Origin of the sequence: Acidisoma sp. (assembly GCF_035492295.1) — a bacterium.
In the GTDB taxonomy this organism is placed as follows: domain Bacteria; phylum Pseudomonadota; class Alphaproteobacteria; order Acetobacterales; family Acetobacteraceae; genus Acidisoma.
The window spans coordinates 28426-46880 of the sequence record NZ_DATJJK010000177.1 but is presented as its reverse complement, the minus strand read 5'-3'; the positions used below and the strand labels follow the sequence as shown (position 1 = coordinate 46880).

Sequence of the window (18455 nt, the reverse complement as noted above, 5' to 3'; positions counted from 1 at the left end):
CCGTCCCGGCCATGGCAACGGCGCCAATCAGCTTCCTGCGATCGATCTCAAGCGTCATATCCAGCTCCAACGATTGTTATTGCGCCACCCGCCAGGGCGAACGGGTGTTCCACGATGCCAGTTGCGCCTTGGCCCAGCCGGTATCCTTGTCCTTGTGGCAGCCATTACAGGCGTTGGGAATTTTCAACCGCTCGGTGTCGCCGGGCGTGATGAAGTGGAAGGTGTGCGCCGCCACGTTCACGCCGGGAATCTCCGCTTCGATCTTGGGCATGTGGCAGGAGACGCATTGGCTGGCGACGCTGCCCGCGGGATGATGGGTGTGCGCCTCGATACTGGTTTCCTGCGGCCCGTTCGCGCCGCCCGGCACATGACAGGAATTGCAGATTTCCGCGATGGGCTTGCGGAGCATCGCCTGGTTGCTGCTGCCGTGCGGGTCGTGACACGAGAAGCAGGTGACGCCGCGCGTGTACATCACGCTCTGCACGAAATCGTTGCCCTGCATGCGATTCTTGTGGGCGGTGCCGTCGGCGAAATGGAAGAAGTTGGTTTCGCCGAGCTTGTGTTCTTCCAGCTTCCAGAAATCCTTGAGATTGAGGCCGGCATGATAGCCGACCGCCCAATCGTAATATTTGCCGTTAATGGGATTCTTCAGCGGCTGGCCCTGGCTGTGGCACTGAATGCAGGTGTCGCTGGCATGGACATAGTCCTGGCGCGCCGGGTTGAGGATATTGTCGCGCGTCGGGTGGGCGACATGGGTGCTGCCCGCGCCATGGCACATCTCGCAGCCGACATTCCATTCGCTGGGCTGCTTGGTCTCGATATTGTAGTTGACCGAGTGGCAGCCGTCGCAGAGCGGCCCGGTGGGGCGGCCCATATTGTCTCCCGCCGGATCGGGATAGAAGGGCGCCCACCAGTCGCCGCCCTTGTCCGGAACGTGATACGGCAGCCACTTCTTGTTGATGACGTCCCACTGCACCGGAAAGACGAAATAATCGTCACCGACCTTGTGGAAATACCGCTGCTTCCAGATGCTGCCATAGGTGAAGGCGACATCGTCCTTGGTGAATTTCACCATCGGATCGGCATGGGCGAGATCGGGAATGATGGCGCTGGGCCGCAGCTTCGGGTCCTGCACGATGTTCGCCATGGCGGTTTTCGACCAGCGGGCATATTCATCCCGGTGGCAGGATTGGCAGGCCTGGCTGCCGACATAATGCGCCGCCAGCACCGCCTTGGCCTGGCTCTGGGCGATGGGATCGCCCGCCATGCCCGGCATGAACACGGCATGCGCCGCGCCCGCGCATGCCAACAGGAAGATCGCGATGCCCAGGGCCGCGACAAACCTGTGACTTCCAGACAGGGCCGGCAGCATTGTGAACCCTCGCGCGCAAGGCAGGCACACTGCTTTTGATCCGCGGCTTCGCGGCGGTCAAATCGATGATATGCTCGTATCATGAGCGACGCGCCCTGGCTGCTGCTGTTTCATCAACTGCCCTCACGCCCGCCTTACCTGCGGGTGAAGATCTGGCGCCTGCTGCGGGACGCGGGCGCGGTGATGGTGCGCAATTGCGCCTATGTGCTTCCCGCCACGCCGGAAAGCCGCGAAGCCTTCGGCAAAATCCGGCGGGACATCGAGCATGGCCGCGGTCAGGCCGTGCTGGCATCGGCACATTTCGTTGAAGGCCTGGCTGACGGCGAAATCCGCGCCCTCTTCAACAAGGCCCGCAACGCCGACTATGCGGCGCTGGAGAAGCAGTTGCGCGTCCTGGCCCAGACAGGAAAGCGCAAACCCTCCCGGGGCGACGATATCCGCGCCAGGCTGGAGCGGCTGGGCCAGCGCCTGGCGCATATCCGGGCGCTGGATTTCTTCCAGGCTTCGGGCCGCCAGGCGGTGGAAGCGCTGCTCTCCCGCCTGGAGCACGATCCCATCGTCACCGGCACGCCGCCGGGCGCGCCATCCGAGCGCAAAGCGGTGCGCCGCCGCACCTGGGTGACGCGGCGCAACATCCATGTCGATCGCATCGCCTGTGCCTGGCTCATCGGCCGCTTCATCGATCCCGAAGCGGTGTTCAAATTCACGGCCGGCAAGCGCTACCGCCCGCTGCCCGGCGAGTTGCGCTTCGATATGGCGGACGCGGAATTCACCCACGAAGGCGACAAATGTTCCTTCGAGGTGCTGCTGGAACGGCTTGGACCGTCCGACGCGGCGCTGCACGCCATTGGCGAAATCATCCACGACCTCGACATCCGGGACGGAAAGTTCGGCCGTCCCGAAAGCGCGGCGGTCGCGGAGGCGATAGACGATATCTGCCGCACCCAGCCGGGCGACAGCGGCCGGATCGGACGCGGCGGAGTGCTGTTCGACGGGCTTTATGAGGAACTTGGCGCGGGAAAGGCGGCCTGAACCCGGCATCCCGCCGGGGCCTCGGCTGCCTTTTTTGGTAAATTGCCCAAGGCCTTGGAATTGAGCCGGGCCGCCCGCTGCGCTAAGACTGCTTGTCGAATCCGGGCAAGATGATGCGTTCCCCCTCCTCCGCCGCGCTGGCCGTCCTTTGCCTTGCCCTATCCGGCCTTGCCCTGTCCGGCCTTTTCGGCCCGGCCCTGGCGGTGGATACCGGCCTGGAGGTTCAGGTCCATCCCATTCCGCCGGGCCGCGAGGTGCTGCTCTATCCCGGCGGGGAATATATGCGGGTGGTTCCCAACCTGCGTCAGCCGGGCGAAACCCCCGGCCCGATCCATCTGCACATGCCGGCCCGGCACAGCCGCACCGCCAGCGTCGCCCCCAGCGCCCCTGTCGCCGCCAGCCCGCGCCCGGCGCCCCGGAAAGCCGAAGAGCGGCCGCGCCCTGCCCCCGTTCCCAAGGTCGCCAGCGCCGCGCCCAAGCCCCAGCCGGCCCGCCAGCCCAAGCCGGCCCCGAGCGCGCCGCCCGCCACCGCCACCAGCCCTTATGTCGGGGGCCCGGGCGCCGCCAGCCTGTTCGGCTCGCTGTCCACGATTCCCACCACGCCGCCGGTGGGGGCACAGACCGCCTCGGCGGCGCCTCCGCCTGCGTCTTCCGCCCCCGGCACCGAAGGGCTGGCCAAGCAGGGCGTGATCCTTTTCGCCCACGACGCCGCCGCCCCGGCCGACAGCGCCCTGGATTCCATCCGCCTGCTGGCGGGCCAGCTCAACAACGGCATGAGCCGGACACAGTCGCGGGTCGAACTGATGGCTTATGGCGGCAACAAAGGTGACAAAGGCTCCGACGCGCGGCGCCTGTCGCTCAAGCGGGCGCTGGCCATCCGCCAAGTGCTGATCGATGCCGGCGTCAATTCGGCGCGCATCGACGTACATGCCCAGGGCGGCGTCGACGATACGGGGCCCACCGACCGCGTCGATGTCTATATCCGCAGCTGACGGATTTTCTCACCATACAAATTGCCAAGCCGCGCTTTGCCGTCTTTGCGGCGCCGGTCCGACCCTTTAGGCTGACGCCATGAAAACATTATGGATTTGCCCGGCCGCGGCGCTGCTGCTGACCGCCTCGCCGGTTTATGCCGACACGACCGAAACCGCCGGCACCGCTGTCGCCATCGCGCTGCCGCTCACCGCCGCGGGCATTGCGGCCTACAAGCACGACTGGAACGGGGTGATCGACCTCGGCCTCACCACCATCGCCACGGTGGGCACGGCCTATGCCCTCAAGCAGATCGTCAAGGAAAGGCGCCCGGACGGCAGCGACTTCCAGTCCTTTCCGTCCGACACCAGCGCGCTGGCTTCGTCCGGATCGAGCTTCCTGTGGGCCCGCTATGGCTGGCAGTATGGCCTGCCCGCCTTCGCGGCCAGCAGCTTTGTCAGCTACAGCCGCGTCGAAGCGAAGAAGCACCACTGGTACGACACCGCCGCCAGCACGGTCCTGGCAATCGGCTATTCCGCCATCTTCACGCCGCGCTTCAGCAAGTACCGGATCTATTCCTCGCTGGACACCTCGCCGGACGGCGCGGTGCTGCGGCTGACTTACAACTATTGATGCCTGTCAGGCGTGGACGTCGTTGAACTTGTCAACCCGACGTAACGCCGGGAACAGCTTCATCCACGTCGCCACCACCACCAGCGTGCCGATGCCGCCCACCACCACGGCCGGCACGGTGCCGAACCAGGCGGCGGTGGTGCCGGATTCAAACTCTCCCAACTCGTTCGAGGCACCGATGAACAGCATCGAGACCGCCGATACCCGTCCGCGCATGAAATCCGGCGTCGCCAGCTGGATCAGGGTGCTGCGGATATTCACGCTCACCATGTCGGTGGCGCCCAGCAGGAACAGGCAGAACAGCGACAAGGGAAACCAGGTGGAAAGGCCGAAGCCGATGGTGGCGAGACCGAAAGCCGCCACCACCGCGAACATGAGGCCTCCGACATGGCGCTTGAGCGGCCAGCGGCCCAGCGTGAAGGCCATCAGGAAGGCGCCCGCCGCGGGCGCGGCACGCAGGACGCCCAGCCCCATCGGCCCCACTTGCAGGATGTCGCGGGCATAGACCGGCAGCAGCGCCGTCGCCCCGCCCAGCAGCACGGCGAACAGGTCCAGGCTGATGGCGCCCAGGATCACCGAGCGCGCCTTGACGAAGCGCACGCCCTCGGCGACGCGCTCATAGCGGGACGCCAGCGACTGCTCGGGCGCGAAGCGCCGCCCGCCCAGATGGCCGACGATCAGCGCCGCCGCCTGGAACAGCAGGAAGCAAAGGCCATAGACGATGGCGGGGTGGCCCAGGGCATAGAGGAAACCGCCCAGCGCGGGACCGGCGATCACCGCCCCGGTGAAGGCCGAGGAAGAATAGGCGATGGCCTTGGGCAGTTTTTCCGGCGGCACCAGGAACGGCAGCAGCGAGGAGCCTGAGGGACCGGAAAAGCCGCGCCCGGCGCCGAACAGCACCAGCACGGCATAGAAGGGCCAGGCGACGCGCACCGGGATCAGGCTCATCACGGCGAAGACCAGGCTGCACAGCGACAGCACCCGCGCCGCCCAGGTATAGACGCGGCGCTGGTCGTGACGGTCGGTGATGTCGCCCGCCGGCAGCGTCAGCAGAAACATGGGCAGGAACTGGCACAGCCCCACCAGGCCCAGGGCCAGGGGCGTATGCACCATGTCGTAAAGCTGCCAGCCGATGGCGACCGACTGAATCTGCATGGCGGCGGTGGAGAAGAAACGCGAGGCCACGAACCAGTGGACGTCGCGGTCGCGGTAAAGTGACGGGGGTTCGCTCACGGGTTCTGCATAGCGTGTCTTTGGCAGGAAGCACAGGCTTTCTCCCCCTGCGGCGCGAAGCGCCAAGCGGGGGGAGATGTCCGCCGGCAGGCGCCCCTCTTTCTTGCGCGCTTCGCGCGCAGGGGCGCCGCGAGGCGGACAGAGGGGGGTGACAACTTCTACTTCCCCGCGTTCTGCAGATGGATCGTCTGGCTGTTCTCGCCCGGCGCCAGTGTGATCTTCACCGCGTCGAAGCCGGGCCGCGAGAGAAACGGGCGGGCGTCGCGGGAAAAGCCGTAAGGCTCCTCCGGCAGGCCGATCAGCGTCTGATCCATCTTGTCGTTGGCATTGACGTCCTGATAGGTCTCGATGGCATAGACGCCGGGTGCCACGGGTGCCAGCGTGATGACGGTTTCGCCCGCCTTCGCCGGTACGTCGGCGAAGGCCACCGGCTCGCCATCCTTTTCGTAGGAAGCGCGGTCATAAAGCCCCAGCCGCACCAGCCCGCCTTTGGCCAGCACACCCCGGACATGGATGGTGAGGCGGGCACGGCCGGATTGCGCCCAAACGCATTGCGGCAGCGCCACGGTGAGCAGCGCTGCCGCAAGAAGAAGTGTCCGCATCCGGTCCATCACGGCAAACAACGCAGGACCGGCGCTTCCGATCAAGTCAATTTCGGTTCCAGAGTCTTGCAGGCGGCGATCAGGCCCTTCACCGCGTCAGCCGACTTGTTCAGCGCCGCCTTCTCAGGTTCGGTGAGTTCCAGTTCGACGATGCGCTCCACGCCCTTCTCGCCGATGACGCAGGGCAGGCCGACATAGAGATCGGAAATGCCATAGGCGCCATCGACATGGACGGCGCAGGGCAGCACGCGCTTCTGGTCCTTGAGATAGCTCTCGGCCATCTGGATGGCGCTGGTCGCCGGGGCGTAATAGGCCGAGCCGGTCTTGAGCAGGCCGACGATCTCGGCGCCGCCGTTCGCGGTGCGCTTGACGATCTCGTCCAGGCGCTCCTGTTTGATCCAGCCCATCTTCACCAGTTCCGGCAGCGAGATGCCCGCCACGGTGGAGAAGCGCGGCATCGGCACCATGCTGTCGCCATGGCCGCCCAGCACGAAGGCGCTGACGTCTTCCACCGAGACGTTCATCTCTTCGGCCAGGAAGTGACGGAAGCGGGCGCTGTCCAGCACACCGGCCATGCCGACGATCTTGTTGTGGGGAATGCCGCTGAACTTCTGCAGCGCCCAGACCATGGCGTCGAGCGGATTGGTGATGCAGACCACGAAGGCGTTCGGGGCGTTGGCCTTGATGCCCTCGCCCACCGAGGCCATGACTTTCAGGTTGATGCCCAAAAGATCGTCGCGGCTCATGCCCGGCTTGCGCGGCACGCCGGCGGTGACGATCACCACATCGGCGCCGGCGATGTCGGCATAGGCGTTGGTGCCCTTGAGCTTGGCGTTGAAGCCGTCCACCGGGCCGGACTGGGCGAGATCGAGCGCCTTGCCCTGCGGCAGGCCCTCGGCGATGTCGAAAATCACCACGTCGCCCAGCTCTTTCAGGGCCACCAGATGGGCCAGGGTGCCGCCAATCTGTCCGCCGCCGATCAGAGCAATTTTCTTGCGCGCCATGGGTCATTCTCCAAAATTGTGCGGCTGCTAACTAGACCCTGACGTCCCATGGGGCAAGACGGCAAATGGCGCCGATTGAGAGCGGCTATTCCACCACCAGCCGGACGAATGCCATGGCCCCGTGCGGCCCGCCGCCATAGGGCGCGGCGGTGGAGCGGGGCGCGAAATGGAAGGCGTAAAGCCCGCCCAGGCCCGCCTTGAGATGGTCGGCCAGCCGCCAGTCATGGATCAGTCCGGCGCTGACTTCCCCGGCCTGGCGCACCCCCGGCTCGGGCACCAGTTCGTCGCTGCCGAAGGTCTCGGCGCGGGCGAACAGGGTCCAGGCATCGTCCGGCTTGTATTCAGCTTCCAGCAACACCGCGCTTTCGTCGGTGCCGTCGGAAAGATGCTTGTTGCCCAGCGCCAGCGTGGCGGCCAGCGTGCCGAAATCGAATTTGTCGAACCAGGTGGCGCTGGCGGTGAGGCGGCGCTCGTTCAGCAGCGGCTCCAGCACTTCGGGGCTTTTCAGCCAGCCCGCCGAGACCTGCAGCGACCAGTTGGGGTCGGGATTCCATGACAGCCGCGCCGCGGTGGAATCGAATGTCGCCTTGTCGAAATCAAAGCGGAACTGGTCGGGCTCGCGGCCGGTGAATTGCGAGACTTCGACCTTCCAGGCGTCATGGACGAAGCCCGCCGTCACCACGCCGAAAGCGATGTGCGTGGAATCCAGCCAGTGATGGCTGAGCGGCGTCGTCGGATTGTCCACGGCCGAGACGCGGTGCATGTAGGCGGACGGGCCCAGCGCCGGCTCGCCGGGATAACCGCCATAGACGAAGACGCTGTCGTCGGTGGAGAGCGGCTGGCTGTAGCTGGCGGCCAGTTCCATGAAGAGATCGTGCGGATGCTGGCGGTCCACCAGATGCGTCACGCCATCGGCGGTTTCGCCGCTGGCCAGCAGCAAGGGATAGCCGCGCTGCCCCATCAGGGGATCGAGGCTGAGCATGGCTTTGAGGCCCAGCGTGCCGCCGCTGGCGGTGTCGGTGCTGGCCATGGCCATCAGCATGCCGGAAGAAAACACCATGCTGTCGCCGCGCGGGCCGCTCTGGCTGTCGGCCACGCCCAGCATTTTTGCGTGCAGCATCACCATCCAGTCGCCGGTGTCCGGCAGGTGGATGGCGTCATGCGGCGGCGCCTCGGGCTGCCAGCTTGTGCCCGAAGCCTCGCGCGACATGCCATACGTGCCAAAGAGACCGTGCATGCCATGGCGCATGTCCATCGCCGCCATGTCATGGCCGCTCATATCCATGCCGGGCATGTTCATGCCGGGCATGTTCATGTGGTCCATGTCTTGCGCGAAGGCAGGCGTGGCGGACAGCAGCAGGCAGGCGAGCAATTTCTTCATCGCGTCACTCAGCGGGCCGTCTTGCCGAACAACTCGACCAGTTCGGCGAATTTCTTGCGCGCATCCTTCTCGTCGCCGCTGCGGATGGCATGGGCGACGCAATGGTCGGAATGGCTCTTGAGGATTTCCTCCTCCGCCTTGCGCAGCGCCGCTTTCACCGCCTGGATCTGGGTCAGGATGTCGATGCAGTAACGCCCCTCTTCCACCATGCGGGCAATGCCGCCCACCTGACCCTGGATGCGGGAGAGACGCTGCAGCAGCTTGGGATCGGCTTTCATACCATATACCTATACGGGGTATAGGCATAGTCCGTCAATCGGACACGAGCCCGGCATTCCGCCGGGCGACCATTCGCTAAGGCAATGGCCCGCCTCCCCTTCGCGTGCGAAGCACGTAGGAAGGGGAGGGGCCCGTAGCTGGCCAGCCGCATAGCGGCGCCATCTTAAGCTGATAATGCGGCGCGTTTCCGCGCCGCGGGCCAGCGAAGGGCGGAGGGGTTCATCAACCCAAAAGAAAAGGCCGGAGGCGAACCTCCGGCCTTTCTTCATTTCTGGAAAAGGACCGATCGTCAGATCGACTCCTTCAACTCCTTGGAGGCGCGGAACGCGACCTTCTTGGACGCCTTGATCTTGATGGCTTCGCCGGTGGCGGGATTGCGGCCCATGCGGGCGGCGCGCTTGCGGACCTGCAGGATGCCCAGGCCGTTGAGACGGATGCGGGCGCCCTTCTTCAGATGCTTGGTGATGTTGGTGATCAGGTCTTCCAGGATGGCGTTGGCGGCCTTCTGGGAGAACTCGTGCTTCTCGGCGATCTGGCCGGCGAGCTGGCGGGTGGAGACGGTTTCAGTCTTTGCGGCGGCTTTGGTTGCCATGGGATGGTCCCTCTTAACGAATCAACGATAAGCCCGATTTTACGGCATTTCCGGCATGTACGGAGATGACAAAACAAAAAAAGCCCGAAAAATCGGGCTTTCTTTGCATGTTCCGGGGGAAATACGGGAAAAGCCCGATTTTTGGGCTTTTCCGGCCGCCCCGCGCCGCCGGGGCGCGGAAAAACAGGACTTAAGCGGCGGCTTCGGGACCGGCGCTGTCGGTACGCTCGGCGATGCGGGCCGCCTTGCCGGTGCGGCCGCGCAGGTAATAGAGCTTGGCGCGGCGCACCTTGCCCTTGCGGACCACGGCAACGGAATCGACCAGCGGCGAGTGGATCGGGAAGACGCGCTCCACGCCCTCGCCATAGGAAAGCTTGCGCACGGTGAAAGCCTCGTTCAGGCCCGAACCCTGGCGGGCGATGCAGACGCCTTCGAAAGCCTGGATGCGTTCGCGGGTCTTGTTCTGCTTGGTCTTCTCGTCGAAGGAGACGTCCACCACCTTGACGTTCACCTTGAGGGTGTCGCCGGGGCGGAAATCGGGCATGGCCTTCTTCTGGGTCTGAAGGGTGGCCATCTGCTCGGCTTCGAGGGTCTGCAGCAGGTTCATGGGCGTATCTTTCGGTCAATTCGGAATTAGTTTGATGTGCTTGTTCAGCACATCGAGCCGGGCCTATTAGCGGAAAGCGCCCCTCTTTCCTAGGGCTTTCGGGGCTTTTCGTAAGCCGTCCAGAGGTCGGGACGCCGCGCCCGCGTCAGCCGTTCGGCCTCGGCCAGCCGCCAGCGTGATATTTCCTTGTGATTTCCGTTATTTAGCACCTCAGGGATGGCCCGCCCCTCGAAATCCTGGGGGCGGGTGAACTGGGGGTATTCCAGCAGCCCGGAACTGAAGCTCTCTTCCTGGGTGGAGGCATGGGTGCCCAGGACACCGGGGATCAGCCGGACGGCGGCCTCGATCAGGGCCATGGCGGCGATCTCGCCCCCCGCCAGCACGAAATCGCCGATGGAGACTTCCTCAATTCCGCGGGCCCCGATCACCCGCTCATCCAGCCCCTCGAAGCGGCCACAGAGCAGGACGACCCCCTGCCCCCCAGACAGTTGCCTGACCCGCGCCTGGGTCAGGGGGGCGCCGCGCGGTGACAGATAGATCAGGGGGCGCCCGTCACGCGGCACCGCGTCGATGGCGGCGGCGGCGACATCGGCCCGCATCACCATGCCCGGGCCACCGCCGGCAGGGCTGTCATCGACGGTGCGGTGCTTGCCCAGGCCATGCTCGCGGATGTCGCGCACCTCCAGCGACCAGAGATTTTTCTCCAGCGCCTTGCCCGGGAGCGAGATGCCCAGCGGGCCGGGGAACATCTCCGGGAACAGCGTGAGGACGGTGGCGGACCAGTCACGCGACATTGGGATGCGGCCCGTCCGCTTCGTCTTCTTCGGGCACCGCGATGCGCACGCGCCCGCCCTTGATGTCGATCTCCGGCACCGTTTCGCGGCTGAAGGCCAGCAGCACCTCGTCGCCATCGGCGCGATGGATGGCGATGACATCGCCGGCGCCGAAATTGTGGATGGCGGCGATCCTGCCGACCAGGCGGCCGTGCGCGTCGAAGGCTTCCAGCCCGATCAGGTCGGCATGGTAGAATTCGTCTTCGCCGGTTTCGGGCAGCGCGGCCCGCCTCACGAACAGCTCGGTGCCTTTCAGCGCCTCGGCGGCATCGCGGTCGGCGATGCCCTTGAACGCAATCACCGCCTCGCCCGGTTTTGCCGTGCGAAAGGCGGTGATCTCATAGGTCTTGCCGGATGCGTCATGCAGCACGCCATAGGCGCCGAGCGCGTCGGGGTCGGCGGTGAAAGTCTTCACCTTCACCGCGCCCTTCAGCCCCTGCGCGCCGATCACGGCGGCCAGAAGAATGTCTTTCGTCATTCTCCCTCCACTCACCATGGCCGGGCTCGACCCGGCCATCCAGAGCAACAAACAATGGCGCTCGCGGCTCTGGATGGGCGGCTCAAGGCCGCCCATGGAGAGAAAGATGATTAAGCCGGAGCGGCGGCGTCTTCCGCGGCCTTGGCGGCGGCGGCGGCGCGTTCCTGCGCCTTCTTCCTCGGCTGGGCCTTGTTGGGGTTGTTGTGGACGCGCTTCTTGGTGATGCCGGCATCGGCCAGCCACTTGTTGACGCGGTCGGTGGCGACGGCGCCCTTGGCGACCCAGGCCTTGGCCTTGTCCAGGTCCAGCTTGATGCGGTCGGCGTGATCCGACGGCAGCAGCGGATTGTAGAACCCGATCTTCTCGATGAAGCGGCCATCGCGTGGGCTACGCGAGTCGGAGATCACGATATTGTAGTGCGGACGCTTCTTGGTGCCGCCGCGGGCAAGACGAATACGTAAGGCCATTGTACTTCCTTTCTCAACTGTCATTCCCGCGCATGCGGGAATCCAACTTCCTTGTTGTTACTATCGACGCGGAATCCCCGGCGGCATGCCGCCGCCGAACATTCCACCCATGCCACCGGGCATTTGCGGCATGCGGCCGCCCTTGCCCATTTTCTTCATCATGTCCGACATCTGCCGGTGCATCTTCAGAAGCTTGTTGACCTCGCTGACCTCGACGCCGGCGCCGGCTGCGATGCGCTTCCTGCGCGAGCCGTTGATGAGGTCGGGATCGCCGCGCTCGGCCTTCGTCATCGACTTGATGATGGCGTCCTGACGGGTAATCACCTTGTCGTCGATGCCGGCGGCGTCGAGCTGATCCTTGATCTTGCCCACGCCCGGCAGCATGCCCAGCACGCCTTTCATGCCGCCCAGCTTCTTCATCTGGTTCAATTGAGTCTGAAGGTCGTTCATGTCGAACGTGCCCTTCTTCATCTTGGCGGCCATCTTCTCGGCTTGCGCCTTGTCGATGGTTTCGGCGGCGCGTTCGACCAGGCTGACCACGTCGCCCATGTCGAGGATGCGACCCGCGACGCGGTCGGGGAAGAACGGCTCCAGCGCGTCGAGCTTTTCGCCGGCGCCCAGGAACTTGATCGGCGCGCCGGTGACGGAGCGCATCGACAGCGCCGCGCCGCCGCGGCCATCGCCATCGACGCGGGTGAGGATGATGCCCGAAACGCCGACGCGTTCGTTGAACGACTTGGCGATATTGACGGCGTCCTGGCCGGTCAGGCTGTCGGCCACCAGCAAGGTCTCGTGCGGCGAGACCAGCGCCTTGACCGCCGCCACTTCGGCCATCAACTGCTCGTCGACATGCTGGCGGCCGGCGGTGTCGAGGATCAGGGCGTCATAGCCGCCGACCTTCGCGCTCGCCATCGCGCGCTTGGCGATGTCCAGCGGGCCCTGGCCCGGCATGATCGGCAAGGTGGCGACGCCCGCCTGCTCGCCCAGCACCTTGAGCTGCTCCATGGCCGCCGGGCGCGTGGTGTCGAGCGAGGCCATCAGCACGCGCTTCTTCTCGCGGCTCTGCAGCATCAGCGCCAGCTTGGCGGAGGTCGTGGTCTTGCCCGAGCCCTGCAGGCCCACCATCAGGATGGGCGCGGGCGGCGATCCGATGGCGAGCACTTCGTTCTTCTCGCCCAGCGTCTCGACCAGCACGTCATGGACGATCTTGATGACCTGCTGGCCGGGCGAAACCGAGCGGATGACGTTCTCGCCGATGGCGCGCGGACGCACCTTTTCGATGAAATCCTTCACCACCGGCAGCGCCACGTCCGCCTCGGTCAGGGCGGCGCGCACTTCGCCCAGCGCGGCATCGACATCGGCCTCGGTGAGCGCGCCGCGCCCGCGAAGCTTGTCGAAAACGCCGCCGAGGCGGGATTGCAGCGATTCAAACAAACTCAAATCTCCAAACGTCACCCCGCCGCTCGCCTAAGCTCGCGGCGCTCATCGCTCGAAATGGTCCACTGGACCATTTCGTGGCCTACGGCCAACGCTCTTCGCCCCAGGGGGCGCACTCCTTAAATGGTTGCACCCCTTTCCGTGGCGAAACCAAGTGGTTTCGCCCCAGGGGGCGCAACGCGCTGCCTGGGGGCGATCCCCCGCGCCGGGCGGGGGACCGGAAAGCCTCGTGGCTGGTCCGGAATGTGCGGGTTTAAAGCCCCATCGGCTCTAAAAGTCAAATTTTCGCGCATTGACAGGTGAGGAGGGGTTGCCGGAGGCAACAAAATGGTCCGGGGGACCATTTTGAGCGACGAACGCCCTGAGCCCAAGCGAAGGGCCGTAAGGTTGACAGGCTCCCCTACCCCTCCAATGCTCTGACATTACAAACAAACCTTGGGGGACCCATGACCGATCACCTGTCACGCCGCACCATGCTGGCCGGCGCCGCCGCGCTGGCGCCCACATTGTCTGGCGCCGCCGCCTTGGCCCAGACGCCGCCGCGCTACAGCCAGCCCAGCGTGATCTCCAATCCGCCACGCCAATGGGGCCCCGAGGCGCCGCCGGTGATGTTCCCCGACCCCGACATCATCACCGTCGATCCGGCCTTCGGCGATCTCAATGTCGGCCTCACCGCCATCCACCGCGTCGCCACAGGCTTTCAATGGGCCGAAGGCCCGGCCTGGTGCGAACAGGGGAATTTCGCCGTCTTCAGCGACGTCAAGGGCTCGGTGCAGTACCGCTATATCTGGGAGACCGGCCAGGTCACGCCCTACCGCAAGGAGAGCTTCAACTCCAACGGCAATGCCTTCGACTTTCAGGGCCGCCAGATTTCCTGCCAGGACGATCCGCGCCGCGTCGTGCGCTACGAGCATGACGGCTCGATGACCATCATCGCCGACAATTACCAGGGCAAGGCGCTGAACTCGCCCAACGACATTGCCGTGCATCCCGATGGCGGCATCTGGTTCACCGATCCGCTCTATGGCGGGCAATTGTCGGAAGGCCATCCCGACCTGGGCGCCGGGCCGTTCAACCCCGGCGGCCTGCGCGATCCCAGGCCCGGCAACACCGGCGTCGGCATTTTCGGCCCCACCAAGCAGGTGCTGCCGACCCAGATCTATCGCTGGGACCCGTCCGGCCGCCTCGACGTCGTCGCCACCGGCAAGGTGCCCAACGGCCTGGCCTTCTCGCCCGACTGGAAACTGCTCTATTTCCTCTGGGGCGGCGAGATCGCCGTCGCCGACGTGGTGGGCAACAACAAGCTCTCGAATATCCGCACCTTCACCGATTGCGTGGTGGACGGTGTGCGCTGCGGCAGCGACGGCATGCGGGTGGACCGGGCGGGCAATGTCTGGTCGCCTTCCAACGCGCCGCTGGGCTATTCCGGCGTCACGGTGTGGAATCCGCACGGCAAGCTTCTGGGCCGCATCCGCCTGCCGGAAGTCTGCGCCAACCTGACTTTCGCCGGGCCCAAACGCGACTGGCTGTTCATGACCGCCAGCCAGTCGATCTATCTGCTGCGCCTCAACATCCAGGGCGCGGGGCCGTTCTGATTTAATACCCCCATCCGTCCGCCTCGCGGGCGCTTCGCGCCCTGCCGGCGGACACCTTCCCCCGCTCGTCGCTCCGCTCGCGGGGGAAGGAAGCTGTCGGAAGCGGAGAAACGCCCGGCGGCTAACGCTGCCGGGCTCGCGTCTCAAATGCGTTCGCGAAAACGCCCTAAATGCGGACAGGCTTTGGTACGGAAGCGACCATGACAAGAGGCCCGGCCGGGCGTAGTTTGGCCGGGCCTTTTTCTTTTCCCGAAAGCTCCGCCGTGCCGCACGATTTCCAAGACGATCTGGACGCCATCGCCGCCATTGCGGCGATCCCCACCATCCTGGAAGTGGTCTGCCGCACCACGGGCCTGCGCTTCGCCGCCGTCGCCCGCGTCACCGACAGCCGCTGGATATGCCTGGCCAGCAAGGACGACATCGCATTCGGCCTGGCCTCGGGCGACGAACTGGAGGTCGGCACCACCATCTGCAACGAGATCCGCGAGCATCATCACGCCGTCGCCATCGACGATGTCGCGCAGAGCCCGGATTTCTGCCTGCATCCGACGCCGCTCAAATACGGCTTCCAGAGCTACATCTCCGTGCCCATCGTGATGACGGACGGCCGCTTCTTCGGCACCCTCTGTGCCATCGACCCGCATCCCAACACGCTGAACAATCCCAGCGTGCTGGGCATGTTCGACCTTTTTGCCAGGCTGATCGCCCATGAACTGGACAGCCACGCCCGTCTCAAGGCGATGGAGCAGGAGAATGATGCTCTCAAGCAGGCCTTCCGCGCCGGCCTTGGCCATGACATGCGCAACACGCTGATGGCGATGACGGCGGGGACGCGGCTGCTGACCAAGACGCCGCTCGACGAGCGCGCCCAGATGATCGTGGCCGAGATGGAGAACGCCACCGAAAGACTCTCGCGCCAGATCAGCGACGCCATGGGGTGAGGCGCGACGGCGGAGCCGGCAAATCGGCCCGGTGAACCGATTTGAGCGCCGAACGCCGCGAGCGCAAGCGAGCGGCCGGGGGCCATCGTCTCGCATTTCCGAGTGGTGACCGAGCCCTGACCCGCCGCTTGCGGGACGCACCGTCCTGCTGTTGACTGCCGGTGATGTTGAGCGACTGGGACCTGGCGCTGCGGCTGTTGCTGGCGGCGGGACTGGGCAGCCTGATCGGGGCGGAGCGCGAGCGCCTGGCCTGGACCGCGGGACTGCGCACCCACATGCTGGTCTGTGTCGGCGCCTGCCTTTTCACGGTCGTCTCGGCCTTCGGCTTCGCAGACGTCGTTGGCGGCTATCACATCATCCTCGATCCCAGCCGCGTCGCCGCCCAGGTGGTCTCGGGCATCGGCTTCCTGGGGGCGGGCGCGATCCTGCTGCGCGGCGATGTGATCAAGGGCCTGACCACCGCCGCCAGCCTCTGGACGGTGGCGGCAATCGGCCTGGCGGTGGGCGGCGGGCTTTATGTCGCCGCGCTGGTCGCCACCGTCATCATCCTGGTGATCCTGGCAGGCATCAAGCCGCTGGAGGAATGGCTGCAACGGCGCACCCACACACATGAGATGGTGATCCGCGCCGAGCCGGGCACGCTGTCGCTGGACATGGTCAGTGAGGCACTGGGCTACCAGGCCCGCCGCATCAGCCGCTACATCGCCACCGTGGGCGAGGATGGCCGCCAGGAAATCCGCCTCACCCTGGTGCGGACACCACCGCAGCAGGCCGCGAAGATGACGGCCCGGCTGGCGGCGCTGCCTGGCGTGTTAGAGGTGCGTTAGATTCAATCGACAGACTTTCTCCTCTCCCCTTGAGGGAGAGGAAAGCGATAAATGTCGATAGCCGCTTTGCGACTTCCGGGATGACAAGTCTTAAAACAGGTCGCGACGGGCTCTAATCGCGCAACCCCAGCTTCTGCGCCAGATAGACGTAAGAAAGCGCCCACATCTCGGCCGCCTGGCGGTGGTCGGCGGCGGCGGCATGGCCGCCATCGGTGTTCTCGTAGAATAGAACCTCATGGCCTTGCGCCTCCATCTTGGCCGCCATCTTGCGGGCATGGACCGGCGTGACCCGGTCGTCGCTGGTGGCGGTGACGAAGAAGACCGGCGGGTATTTCACGTTTTTCTTCACATTCTGGTACGGCGAATAGGCGAGGATGGCGGCTCGCTCCTTCGGGTTGGCGGGATCGCCATATTCGCCGATCCAGGAAGCGCCCGCGCCGATATGGGTGTAGGCGAGCATGTCGATCAGCGGCACCTGGCAGACCACCGCGCCAAGTTTCTCGGGTATCTGCGTCATCACCGTGGAGACCAGCAGGCCGCCATTGGAGCCGCCCATGATGCCGAGTTGTTTCGGCGTGGTCAGCTTGCGCTTGATGAGGTCGTCCGCCACCGCCGCGAAATCGTCGAAGGCACGCTGGCGATGCAGCTTTTCCGCCGCTTCATGCCAGGCGGGTCCGAACTCGCCACCGCCCCGGATATTGGCCACGACATAGATGCCGCCCTTGCCCACCCACAGCCGCCCGGCATTGGCGGAATAGGACGGCGTCAGCGAAACCTCGAAGCCGCCATAGCCATACAGAATGGTGGGCGCGGGGCCGTGCAGGACCTTGGGCCGGGTCACGAAATAGGGAATTTTGGTGCCGTCCTTGCTGATCGCCTCGAACTGCTGCGTCACCATGCCGGTGGCATCGAAGCGTGGCGGCAGCGCCTTGATCGGCTTGGGCTGGTCGTTGCCGCCGTCGAAATACAGCGTCGAAGGCGTCAGATAATTCTCGAAGCCGAACAGCGCTTCCGGCCCGTAATCGTTGGTCGCGACGATTTCCGCCGAACCATTGCCGGGCAATGGCAACACCTTGTCCGGCCATCCGCCATCTTTGGCGGTGAAGGCATGCACCGCCCCGATGACGTTCTTCGTCACCGTGACGTAAAGCGTGTCGCGGCCGGCGCTGGCGCTTTCGATGCTGGCGCGCGGGCCGGGATCGAGGATCAACTGATTGGGCGCACCTTCCCGGAACGCGACCAGTGAACCTTTCTTGAAGCCGCCGAAATCCTCGCGCAGGGTGGCGACATACGCGCCGTCGAACACCGCCTTGAGATCGGCGGACAGCGGCAGCGGCAGCTTGCGCGCCTTGCCGTTTTCCAGCCGGAAATATTCGGTCTGGAAGAAGCTGACCGAGCGCATCGCCAGCGCCACCGCGCCCTGGCGCGTGTGGAAGACCACGGGCGAGGTCCCGACATCCTCGGCGCGGCCTTCATACAGCGTCGCGGCGCGGGCGATGGGCGTGCCGCGCTTCCATTGCCGCACGATGCGGCCATAGCCCGAGGTGGTGGCGCCGTCCTTCGCCGTGGCGAACAGCACGGTGTCGTCGTCCAGCCAGGTGATGTCGGTCTTGGCTTCCGGCAACGAAAAGCCATCCGCCGCCCACTTGCGGCTCTCGAGATCGAATTCGCGCACCACCACGGCATCGCCGCCGCCGCGCGACAGCATCACCAGGGCGCGGCCTTGGCTGGGCGAGACTTCGGCCCCCTTCCAGACCCAGTTCTCCTTTTCCCTCTTGGCCAGGGCGTCCAGGTCCAGCAGCACATCCCATTTCGGGGATTTGTTCCGATAATCGGCGATGCTGGTACGCCGCCACACGCCTTTCGGGTTCCGCGCATCCTGCCAGAAATTGTAGGCGAAGCCGTGATCCAAAGCGGCATAGGCAATGCGGTCGGGCGCATCCAGCACCGCAAGCACGCTTCTGTAATTGGCGTCGTAACGCGGATCGGCCTTCAGCTTGCCCAGCGACAACTTGTTCTGCGCCGCCACCCAGGCCAGCGGTTTGGCGCCATGCACGTCTTCCAGCCAGGCATAGGGGTCTTTCGCATTGTTTTCGGACGGCACGGCAGCAGCTCCCGCAATTCCCAGCAGCATCAGGGCAAAGCACATGATGACGCGCATGACTGTTCC

Annotated in this window: 19 protein-coding genes; 6 read left to right on the top strand and 13 right to left on the bottom strand. The window is 65.3% G+C overall.

The genetic code is table 11. From position 1 onward, the window contains the following. Nucleotides 1-76: 76 nt before the first annotated feature. Nucleotides 77-1372, bottom strand: a complete 1296-nt coding sequence (locus VL752_RS13025; RefSeq protein ID WP_325355889.1) for a cytochrome c3 family protein — start codon at nucleotides 1370-1372, stop codon at nucleotides 77-79. Between the two features lie 81 nt (nucleotides 1373-1453). On the opposite strand from VL752_RS13025, the gene VL752_RS13020 reads away from it, so the two are divergent. The 3 genes from VL752_RS13020 to VL752_RS13010 all read left to right on the top strand — a co-directional run bounded on the left by VL752_RS13020 (nucleotide 1454) and on the right by VL752_RS13010 (nucleotide 4009). Then, entirely contained in the window at nucleotides 1454-2404 is a 951-nt protein-coding gene (locus VL752_RS13020) for a chromate resistance protein ChrB domain-containing protein (protein WP_325355887.1), read from the top strand. 110 nt (nucleotides 2405-2514) lie between these two features. Beyond that, nucleotides 2515-3396, top strand: a complete 882-nt coding sequence (locus VL752_RS13015) for an OmpA family protein (protein WP_325355885.1) — start codon at nucleotides 2515-2517, stop codon at nucleotides 3394-3396. Nucleotides 3397-3475: 79 nt separating this feature from the next. After that, nucleotides 3476-4009: a hypothetical protein gene (locus VL752_RS13010; protein ID WP_325355882.1), complete on the top strand. Its 534-nt coding sequence runs from the start codon at nucleotides 3476-3478 to the stop codon at nucleotides 4007-4009. A gap of 6 nt (nucleotides 4010-4015) precedes the next feature. On the opposite strand, the gene VL752_RS13005 is transcribed toward VL752_RS13010, so the two are convergent. The 11 genes from VL752_RS13005 to ffh all read right to left on the bottom strand — a co-directional run bounded on the left by VL752_RS13005 (nucleotide 4016) and on the right by ffh (nucleotide 12919). Continuing rightward, nucleotides 4016-5242 carry an MFS transporter gene (locus VL752_RS13005; RefSeq protein WP_325355880.1) on the bottom strand — a complete coding sequence of 409 codons (1227 nt, stop codon included), beginning with the start codon at nucleotides 5240-5242 and terminating at the stop codon, nucleotides 4016-4018. A gap of 158 nt (nucleotides 5243-5400) precedes the next feature. Beyond that, on the bottom strand, nucleotides 5401-5844 hold the full coding sequence (locus VL752_RS13000) for a DUF2141 domain-containing protein (protein WP_325355878.1): 444 nt from the start codon (nucleotides 5842-5844) through the stop codon (nucleotides 5401-5403). Nucleotides 5845-5885: 41 nt separating this feature from the next. After that, the gene (gene mdh / locus VL752_RS12995) at nucleotides 5886-6848 is read right to left on the bottom strand and encodes a malate dehydrogenase (protein ID WP_325355876.1); all 963 of its coding nucleotides are present in this window, start codon (nucleotides 6846-6848) and stop codon (nucleotides 5886-5888) included. An 85-nt stretch (nucleotides 6849-6933) separates the two neighbouring features. After that, nucleotides 6934-8229 carry a hypothetical protein gene (locus VL752_RS12990; protein WP_325355874.1) on the bottom strand — a complete coding sequence of 432 codons (1296 nt, stop codon included), beginning with the start codon at nucleotides 8227-8229 and terminating at the stop codon, nucleotides 6934-6936. Nucleotides 8230-8237: 8 nt separating this feature from the next. After that, entirely contained in the window at nucleotides 8238-8507 is a 270-nt protein-coding gene (locus tag VL752_RS12985; RefSeq protein WP_325355872.1) for a metal-sensitive transcriptional regulator, read from the bottom strand. A gap of 290 nt (nucleotides 8508-8797) precedes the next feature. Further along, a complete protein-coding gene (locus VL752_RS12980) occupies nucleotides 8798-9100 on the bottom strand; it encodes an HU family DNA-binding protein (protein ID WP_325355870.1) in 303 nt (100 codons plus the stop codon). Between the two features lie 190 nt (nucleotides 9101-9290). Next, nucleotides 9291-9707 carry a 50S ribosomal protein L19 gene (rplS, locus tag VL752_RS12975; RefSeq protein ID WP_325355868.1) on the bottom strand — a complete coding sequence of 139 codons (417 nt, stop codon included), beginning with the start codon at nucleotides 9705-9707 and terminating at the stop codon, nucleotides 9291-9293. A gap of 89 nt (nucleotides 9708-9796) precedes the next feature. Continuing rightward, entirely contained in the window at nucleotides 9797-10501 is a 705-nt protein-coding gene (trmD, locus tag VL752_RS12970; RefSeq protein ID WP_325355866.1) for a tRNA (guanosine(37)-N1)-methyltransferase TrmD, read from the bottom strand. Further along, nucleotides 10491-11018, bottom strand: a complete 528-nt coding sequence (gene rimM, locus VL752_RS12965; RefSeq protein ID WP_325355864.1) for a ribosome maturation factor RimM — start codon at nucleotides 11016-11018, stop codon at nucleotides 10491-10493. Before rimM ends, trmD begins: the two co-directional genes overlap by 11 nt. A 110-nt stretch (nucleotides 11019-11128) precedes the next feature. Beyond that, nucleotides 11129-11485 (bottom strand): 30S ribosomal protein S16, encoded by a 357-nt coding sequence (gene rpsP, locus VL752_RS12960; protein WP_325355862.1) that lies wholly within the window; start codon nucleotides 11483-11485, stop codon nucleotides 11129-11131. A 60-nt stretch (nucleotides 11486-11545) separates the two neighbouring features. After that, nucleotides 11546-12919: a signal recognition particle protein gene (gene ffh / locus VL752_RS12955; RefSeq protein WP_325355860.1), complete on the bottom strand. Its 1374-nt coding sequence runs from the start codon at nucleotides 12917-12919 to the stop codon at nucleotides 11546-11548. 449 nt (nucleotides 12920-13368) lie between these two features. On the opposite strand from ffh, the gene VL752_RS12950 reads away from it, so the two are divergent. From VL752_RS12950 to VL752_RS12940, 3 genes are all read left to right on the top strand, one after another. Next, nucleotides 13369-14517 (top strand): SMP-30/gluconolactonase/LRE family protein, encoded by a 1149-nt coding sequence (locus tag VL752_RS12950; protein ID WP_325355858.1) that lies wholly within the window; start codon nucleotides 13369-13371, stop codon nucleotides 14515-14517. Nucleotides 14518-14717: 200 nt separating this feature from the next. Continuing rightward, nucleotides 14718-15458 carry a GAF domain-containing protein gene (locus tag VL752_RS12945; RefSeq protein WP_325355856.1) on the top strand — a complete coding sequence of 247 codons (741 nt, stop codon included), beginning with the start codon at nucleotides 14718-14720 and terminating at the stop codon, nucleotides 15456-15458. Nucleotides 15459-15622: 164 nt separating this feature from the next. Next, nucleotides 15623-16285, top strand: coding sequence for an MgtC/SapB family protein (locus VL752_RS12940; protein ID WP_325355855.1), 663 nt, complete (start codon nucleotides 15623-15625; stop codon nucleotides 16283-16285). 112 nt (nucleotides 16286-16397) lie between these two features. Here VL752_RS12940 and VL752_RS12935 read toward each other — a convergent pair whose 3' ends face one another. Then, entirely contained in the window at nucleotides 16398-18446 is a 2049-nt protein-coding gene (locus VL752_RS12935; RefSeq protein ID WP_325355853.1) for a prolyl oligopeptidase family serine peptidase, read from the bottom strand. Nucleotides 18447-18455: the final 9 nt, after the last annotated feature.